The 7,735-nt window shown below is 36.8% G+C and carries 6 protein-coding genes; 5 read left to right on the top strand and 1 reads right to left on the bottom strand.

Going from position 1 to position 7,735, the window contains the following annotated elements:
- Positions 1 to 101: 101 nt before the first annotated feature.
- Positions 102 to 1,850, bottom strand: coding sequence for an ABC transporter ATP-binding protein/permease (locus NZ519_09695; GenBank protein ID MCS7029027.1), 1,749 nt, complete (start codon positions 1,848 to 1,850; stop codon positions 102 to 104).
- A gap of 134 nt (positions 1,851 to 1,984) precedes the next feature.
- On the opposite strand from NZ519_09695, the gene NZ519_09690 reads away from it, so the two are divergent.
- From NZ519_09690 to NZ519_09670, 5 genes are all read left to right on the top strand, one after another.
- Positions 1,985 to 2,584, top strand: a complete 600-nt coding sequence (locus tag NZ519_09690; GenBank protein MCS7029026.1) for a hypothetical protein — start codon at positions 1,985 to 1,987, stop codon at positions 2,582 to 2,584.
- Between the two features lie 16 nt (positions 2,585 to 2,600).
- Positions 2,601 to 3,176: a fasciclin domain-containing protein gene (locus tag NZ519_09685; protein MCS7029025.1), complete on the top strand. Its 576-nt coding sequence runs from the start codon at positions 2,601 to 2,603 to the stop codon at positions 3,174 to 3,176.
- Between the two features lie 57 nt (positions 3,177 to 3,233).
- On the top strand, positions 3,234 to 3,974 hold the full coding sequence (locus NZ519_09680) for a UDP-2,3-diacylglucosamine diphosphatase (GenBank protein MCS7029024.1): 741 nt from the start codon (positions 3,234 to 3,236) through the stop codon (positions 3,972 to 3,974).
- 80 nt (positions 3,975 to 4,054) lie between these two features.
- Positions 4,055 to 4,378 (top strand): thioredoxin, encoded by a 324-nt coding sequence (gene trxA, locus NZ519_09675; protein MCS7029023.1) that lies wholly within the window; start codon positions 4,055 to 4,057, stop codon positions 4,376 to 4,378.
- A gap of 152 nt (positions 4,379 to 4,530) precedes the next feature.
- Complete coding sequence (locus tag NZ519_09670) at positions 4,531 to 7,626, top strand: M43 family zinc metalloprotease (protein ID MCS7029022.1); 3,096 nt, start codon at positions 4,531 to 4,533, stop codon at positions 7,624 to 7,626.
- The last annotated feature ends 109 nt before the right edge of the window (positions 7,627 to 7,735 follow it).

The following is a 7,735-nucleotide window of genomic DNA, read 5'->3' as shown; positions in this document are numbered from 1 at the left end:
AGCGCAGCGAAGTACCGAAGCGAAGCGTAGTGCGGAATGCCCCGACCCTTGCGTCAGCAAGGGGCACGCCCAAAAAAGAAACTCACTTAATCAAACTATTTTTATGCATGTGATAAAACACTTTTGTTATATTGATATAGCTGATAGTATTTACCTTTTCGTTGGAGTAAATCCTCATGTGTGCCTTGCTCAATAATCTTTCCTTTTTCTAATACAAGAATTTGATGCGCATGCTGAATAGTACTCAATCGGTGAGCTATGATTATACAAGTTCTGTTCTGCATCATTTTTTGAATAGCAGACTGAATGAGTGTTTCTGCTTCTGTATCAATAGATGCAGTGGCTTCGTCTAAAATTAAAATTTCAGGGTTTCTTACCATAGCCCGAGCAAAAGCAATAAGCTGCCTTTGCCCTACGGAGAGTGCTGCACCTCTTTCCTTTACATTGTAGTAATATCCATCAGGTAAAGACATGATAAAATCATGAATACCAATGCTTTTTGCAGTGGCTATCACTTGTTCTAGGCTTATACTTGGGTCATACAAACGAATGTTCTCAAAAATGCTGTCAGAGTACAAAAATACGTCCTGTAAAACAATAGCCATTTTCTTTCTCAAACTGTGGAGCTCATATTCTTGTATAGGTACTTTGTCAATCAGAATAGCACCTTTTTGAACATCATAAAAACGATTAAGCAAGTTAATAATAGAGCTTTTTCCTGCCCCTGTTGAACCTACTAGGGCTATTGTTTGTCCTTTTTCAAGCTTAAAATTGATATCTTTAAGTATCCAATCTTCATTTTTGTAGGCAAACCACACTGCTTTGAACTCTATATCTTTCTGCAAACCTTGAAAGCTAATTTTTCCTGTGTTTTGAGTAGTTTCATTGGTATGCATGAGGTCAAGAAAACGCTGCCCGCTAACTACTCCCATTTGAAGAGTATTGAATCTGTCTGCCAAATTACGAATAGGTTGAAAAAGCTGGCCAATGTACATTACAAAAGCTAATATCAATCCAAAAGTAAATTTTTCTTGCAAAATTCCATTTGAGCCATATCCAATAATTAAACCTATGGCAATTGCAGAAATAATTTCTACTATCGGAAAGAATACCGAATAATAAAACACAGACTTGATATGGGCATCTCTATGTTTTGCGTTAATTTGGTTAAAACGTTGGTACTCCTGTTTTTCTCTGTTAAATATCTGCACTACATACATACCTGTAATATGCTCCTGCAAAAAAGTGTTGAGTCTTGCTACCTGTGTGCGCACTTCTTGAAAGCTTTTCTTTGTTCCTTCTTTGAAAAACCAAGCCGCCAACAACAAAAAGGGCATCACACTCATGGCTACCAAGGTCAGTTCCCAACTACTATACAACATAATGCTAAAAATAACCGTTAGTTTGAGTAGGTCTGATATTATCATCAATAAACCTGCTTCAAAAACGTCAGCAATAGTTTCTAAATCACTGATGACACGAGTAATAAGAGTACCCACAGGAGTATTATCAAAATACCTTACATTCAAGTATGTAAGATGTTGAAATAAATCTTTTCGCATATCTCTGATAACATTTTGCCCCAGCATATTACTGTAATATGCATAGGTGTATTGCAAAATGGCTTGTAGAACTATTATGCCCAAAATAGCTATCATGTAATAAGTGAGCGTTTCTAGATCGCCTTCTAAAATGGGTTTATCTACTGCCTGTTGAAAAAGTACAGGTATAGTAGGAGATAATAAAGCCAAAATAATAGTTAAAAACGAAACGCCAAGAAGAGTTTTTCTATACGGTTTGACATACCGCAGCAACTGCTTAAGAACGAGAAGGTCTTTGTGATTCTTCATACTGCATGACATTCTTTTTGAATGCACTTTCAAAAGCGCAATCAAAAAACAAAAATACAGATGAAGTAATTCATGTAGATTTTGTTTTTGTTGTCAGATAACTGCTTTATTGAAAAATATATTATACTTGTAAAATGAACAAAGAAAGCTTGTTGTACGCTGATGAACCGCAATATTTGTGGAACGTTTTAGAAGGTCAACCTATATCTAATAATCTTTTTTTGCCTTTTCATCAAATTAAATGCTGCGAAATTTCTGGTGAATTTTCTGTATTAGATAATTTGCCTAAGGGCAGAATTTGGTACCATTTTAATAAAGAAGTTTTTTTAGATACTTTTCAAAACAACGCATACCACGATATTTTTTTTGATAAAATACAGAAAAGCGGTTTTTCTGTTAGTTTGCTTACTACTTCCAAAGGAATAATGAAGTATGTATATGAACTGCAAAATATCCGTAATGTAGAAGTGGGTGTATATTTTTCTTCTGATATGGCTCGAGATAATGTTTTTAGCCAAAAATTAGACACTCTGCGGCGATTGTATTATTCAGAAATTTATACTATTGCTTACATTGATGTACAAGGTAAAATTTCAGATATTTTGAATTTAGCCGAGTTAGTATGCAGTTTGTGTCATACCGCATACCTATACGGTACAAATATAGAATTAGTTCAATCTGTTGAAAAGACCTTTCAGGAGCATAACAAAACAGTTTTTATATTCGCTGAATAATTCTCCTGTGCATACTATGCGCCCACGCTCCCTTATTGGAATGACCATCATAGTATTAGTAATAGCTTGCCAAGCCTCTGCGGAAAAAAAAGCACGGCAAAAACGCATAGATGAATCTTTGAAACAAATCCGAATACGAGAAAGTCTTAAACAAGTACAAGAAGAGCAGATTAGACATTTTAATACGCCCCAGCAATTGGAAGTTACTATCCAAAACAAGCTCAAAACAGGAATTTATTTTTTAAGATTTCTACACAAAGTACCTGAATTACAAAAAAGACTCACTCAAAGTGAAGATTCTTACACTTTGTTTATTCCTTCGGATAGTGCTTTTACACTATTTTTACAAAAATATCAATTAGACACAACCAACGCGAAGTATATACAAAAGGTTTTAGAGAATCACATTGTGCCTGCACACCTTTCTTTGCTAGATTTAATGAGTAGCAGCCAAGTGGTAGCGTTATCTCAAAAAAAATTGCCTATTGAGATTAAAAATAAAAAAATATACATCAACAACGCCTGCATATTAAATTCTGATATTCCTTACCATTCAGGAATTTTACATAGTATAGACCAAGTTTTGTATTAAATACCAATAATTCAAAGGTTTTTGGCTTGAACTTGTAAGTTTATCTATTTTTGTACAGTGATTTACTTTGCTTCTGACTTACATCTGGGCGTACCAAACTATGAAAGTAGCAAACAAAGAGAAAAGCACTTTGTTCGTTGGTTAGACGAAAAAATGTTTTCGGCTACGGAGTTTTATTTAGTGGGAGATATTTTTGACTTTTGGTTTGAATATAAGAAGGTAGTACCTAAGGGCTACCTGCACTTATTAGGTAAATTAGCCCAAATACGCGAAAAGGGAATTCCTATAACCATTATCAAAGGCAACCATGACCTGTGGTATAAAGATTATTTCATGAAAGAATTAAGCATTTCTGTGTATCATCATCCAATTACAAGGGAGTTTAGCGGAAAAAAGTTTTATATTGCTCACGGCGATGGATTAGGTCCTGGCGATAAAGGATACAAGTTTATCAAGAAGTGCTTTCAAAACAGGCTATTACAATGGTGCTTTGGCATGATACACCCCGATTGGGGGATTAGCTTGGCTAATTTTTTATCAGCAAGTAGTAGACATGCGAATGCCCAAAAAGATAAAGTGGATTATGGCGAAAAAGAAGTACTTATCCAGTATTCTAATCAAATTTTAGAAATAGAGCATTTTGATTATTTTATCTACGGACATAGGCATATTCCGAAACTAGTTACCTTGAAAAACAATCAATCTCTGTATATCAATCTCGGTGATTGGATAACTACTTTTACGTATGCTGTTTTTGATGGGCAGAAAGTTCATTTAGAAACTTATCCTCTGTCGTAATTAAACTTCTTAAGTTGATATATGTTGAATTTGCAGAACTTATTTTACTATTTTTGCAACACATTTCAAATGTTACAATTATGGCACAAAACATTGTGGAAGTTACAGACGATAACTTTGAATCAGTAGTACTTCAATCTGATAAGTTAGTAGTTGTAGATTTTTGGGCAGAGTGGTGTGGTCCATGCCGTATAGTAAGTCCTATACTGGAAGAGTTAGCGAAAGAAAACCCTAATGTGCTTATTTGCAAAATGAACGTAGATGAGAATTCAGAAGTACCTACACAAATGGGCATAAGGAATATTCCCACACTACTGTTTTTCAAGGGGGGCAAAGTAGTTAATAAGTTTGTAGGTGCAGCCACTAAATCTGAATATCAGAGAATCATAAATGATAGTTTGTAGAAAACCTTATACAGGCTTATAGGCTACGAAAATCCCATTCATATTCTTTTACTTTTACAAGCTTCCTGCTTAAATTTCAATGCGGGACCCTATGCTTTTTGCTCTCAAAAAATTTCAACTACTTTAATTTGTCATTCTATTGAAAAAAGTATTTGACATTTAACGCACTCTATTGTATTATTGCAGTAGTAGAAAGCTATATGAAGCAGTATTACGTTTTTGCAGTACTATTGTGGCTGCTTTCTTTTGTAGAAGAGGTGTATAGCCAAGAAGAGTATGCTAAGCACCACAGGCGATGTGGAACAATGTTAGCAGACAGCTTACGCAGAGCTCAAAATCCCCAACTTGGAACATTAGAGGATTTTGAGAAGTGGCTTCAGCCGTTGATACAAAAATATAAAGCGGAAGAGCAGAGTTCCACAACTAAGACACACCAGGTTATACGTATTCCAACTGTTGTACACGTTATTCATAACGGTGAACCCGTTGGAACAGGGTCTAATATAAGTAATGCACAGATTCAATCTCAAATAACTGTTCTGAATGAAGACTTTAGACGCTTGGCAGGTACCCCTGGTTACAACACACACCCCGCAGGAGCAGATGTACAAATTGAGTTTTGCCTAGTAACTCGAGATAACATGGGCAATCCTATGGCTACACCTGGGATTCGTAGAATAAACCGTAGTAGTATGGGCTTTAGTGCCCCCCCTTATACAATGACCTATATAGAAAACACAATAAAACCTGCTACTGTATGGAATACAAATGAATTCTTCAATATATGGGTAATGGCATTAAGTGGGGGGCTACTAGGCTATGCACAGTTTCCTGAGTCTAACTTGGGAGGTATGTCTGCGGCACCTCAAAGCGCTGTTACTGATGGAGTAGTCATAGGATACAACTTTTTTGGTTCCTCTGATAAAGGTACAGGATTTACTTTATCTCCACCTTACGATAAAGGTAGAACTGCAACACATGAGGTAGGACATTGGCTAGGTTTAAGGCATATATGGGGTGATGGAGGGTGTGGTATAGATGACTTTTGTGCAGATACTCCCGAAGCCGCAGGTCCTAATTATGGATGCCCTACCGTAACCAGCTGCGGGTCCTTAGATATGGTACAAAACTACATGGACTATTCTGACGATGCTTGCATGAATATTTTTACCCGAGATCAACGTACTCGAATGCGCACAGTAATGTACAACAGCCCAAGAAGAATGTCTTTACTCAATTCAGATAAATGCGATCCTGTTATTACAGGCTTACCTCAAATTTACTTTGCACAGCCCAGTAGTATTACAGAGGAAAGTAGCATAGGCGGTACTACCGATTGTAGAGGATACAGGGATATTACTATCCCTTTAAGGATTAGCAGTGCCCCTACTGGTGCTGCAACAGTTACTTTTAATGTAGCAGGTACAGCTGCTACACCAGCAGATTATCAACTTCTCACTCCTAGCATCGTCTTTCCAACAGGAAGTACTGCAAATCAAAATCTTATCATTCGTATCTTTGATGACGCAGCAGTAGAAAGTTCCGAAACAATAGTGCTGACCTACACCATCACGGGTACAACAAACGCTACAGCAGGAACGTTCAATCAAACTCACACAGTAACCATAGATGATAATGATTATGAACCTCAATTTGGTCCTAGTGTCATATTCAGCGAAAATTTTGAAAGTAGTGGAGGTAGTTTACCTGCTGGGTGGGTATCCACTTCTGAAATTACTCCCGCAGGAGCTAATCAATGGGTAGTAGGTACAAGTGGTGCTATTTCAGGAACTTATAGTCTATATGTTACCAATAACACTACAACAAAACCCCTTGCCTACACGCCTACAAGTTCATCTAACGTAAGAGTAAGAACCCCCCTTATCAATGCAGTAGGTAAATATAACATGACCCTGTCCTTTCAATGGCGATGTGTAGGAGAATACTACTCTGCTACTCAAGAATATGTAGACTATGGTCATGTACTCTACTCATTAGATGGAATAAACTTTTCTATTATGCCTACTGTCAATAGCACTATCACTACACAATTTGCCAATCAAAATACTGTTGCCACTTTTTCTACTCAATTGCCTGATTTCTTAAATAACACCTCATTTTACCTCGCATGGCGATGGATAAATAATAATTCTATCGGATCTAATCCACCTTTCATCATTGATAATATACAACTTACTGCTAATACTACTAGCATTGAAGATGCACTCAACGCCACAGATGACCAGTATTTAGGTCCTAACTCAAAAGTGTACTTCTATGACAATACCACAAATAAACTAATGGTTTGCATAGAAAACAACACTACACATGATTATGGCTGCACCAATGTACTTATTGACCGTGCAGGTACTACTGCTGTAGCTTACTATAATACACCTGTATCCACTTGGCTTACTTCTAAAACTTATCTCATTACGCCTACAAATAACAACCCTTCTGGTACTTACGACATTACTTTGTACTATACATCTGCCGAAGTTACAGGTTGGGAAACAACTACGGGCAACACTTGGTCAGGTTGTAATATCGCTAAAACGGGAGGTCCAATAAGCAACATTACACCTTCTAATCCGTATGCTAATGGACCTACTAACTATCTTGGCACATCTAATGTTACAGGAACAGTTACAGGAGGTAGCTGGGTAAAAGCTACTTTCAACAGTGGATTTTCAGGTTTTGCCGCAGGAATCCCTGGAGGTCCACCCTTACCTATCCAAAAAATTGAACTTATAGGATATCCTACCTCAAATGGAAATCAATTAGAGTGGCGCACAGATACCTACAAAAATGTCAAAGAACTTATTTTAGAAAGAAGTAAAAACTCTATTGATTTTGAAAAAATTTACAGTGTAGAAGCTTATCAAACAGATCACGCTTATACAGATAATCAGCTTAGTCATGAGTTATATTATTATCGTGTAAAACGTATCTACAAAGATGGAAACTATGACTACTCAAATACCCTTCAAATTTACCATCCTATGAGTGAGCACGTTGCAGTCTATCCCAACCCTACGAAAGAAACACTTTGGATACGTTACAAAACCAAAGAACAAAAAGATATTCAAGTGAGGTTGACTAATTTAACAGGGCAGGTAGTTAAAAACTTTTCAAAGACAGTCTTTCCAGGAATACAGGAATGGAATCTCAATCTATCGGACTTACCTACAGGAATGTATATGTTGCATGTATTTAACCATACTCCTATTAAGATTGTAAAAGAGTAGATGTTACAATGAGGTAAAACAAATTTTGAGGTATTTTTTTGGGCGTGTCCTTGTGGGCGTTTCGCTGCGCTCATGCCCACAAGGTCGGCGTGCTTCGGGCTACGCTATC

The sequence above is a fragment of the Bacteroidia bacterium genome, from assembly GCA_025056095.1.
GTDB lineage: Bacteria > Bacteroidota > Bacteroidia > JANWVE01 > JANWVE01 > JANWVE01.
This window is presented reverse-complemented; position numbering and strand designations above follow the sequence as displayed.

Excerpts from the sequence above, each read along its gene's own strand:
- NZ519_09695 (MCS7029027.1), bottom strand. The coding sequence starts at position 1,850 with ATGAAGAATCACAAAGACCTTCTCGTTCTTAAGCAGTTGCTGCGGTAT.
- NZ519_09690 (MCS7029026.1), top strand. The coding sequence starts at position 1,985 with ATGAACAAAGAAAGCTTGTTGTACGCTGATGAACCGCAATATTTGTGG.
- NZ519_09685 (MCS7029025.1), top strand. The coding sequence starts at position 2,601 with ATGCGCCCACGCTCCCTTATTGGAATGACCATCATAGTATTAGTAATA.
- trxA (MCS7029023.1), top strand. The coding sequence starts at position 4,055 with ATGGCACAAAACATTGTGGAAGTTACAGACGATAACTTTGAATCAGTA.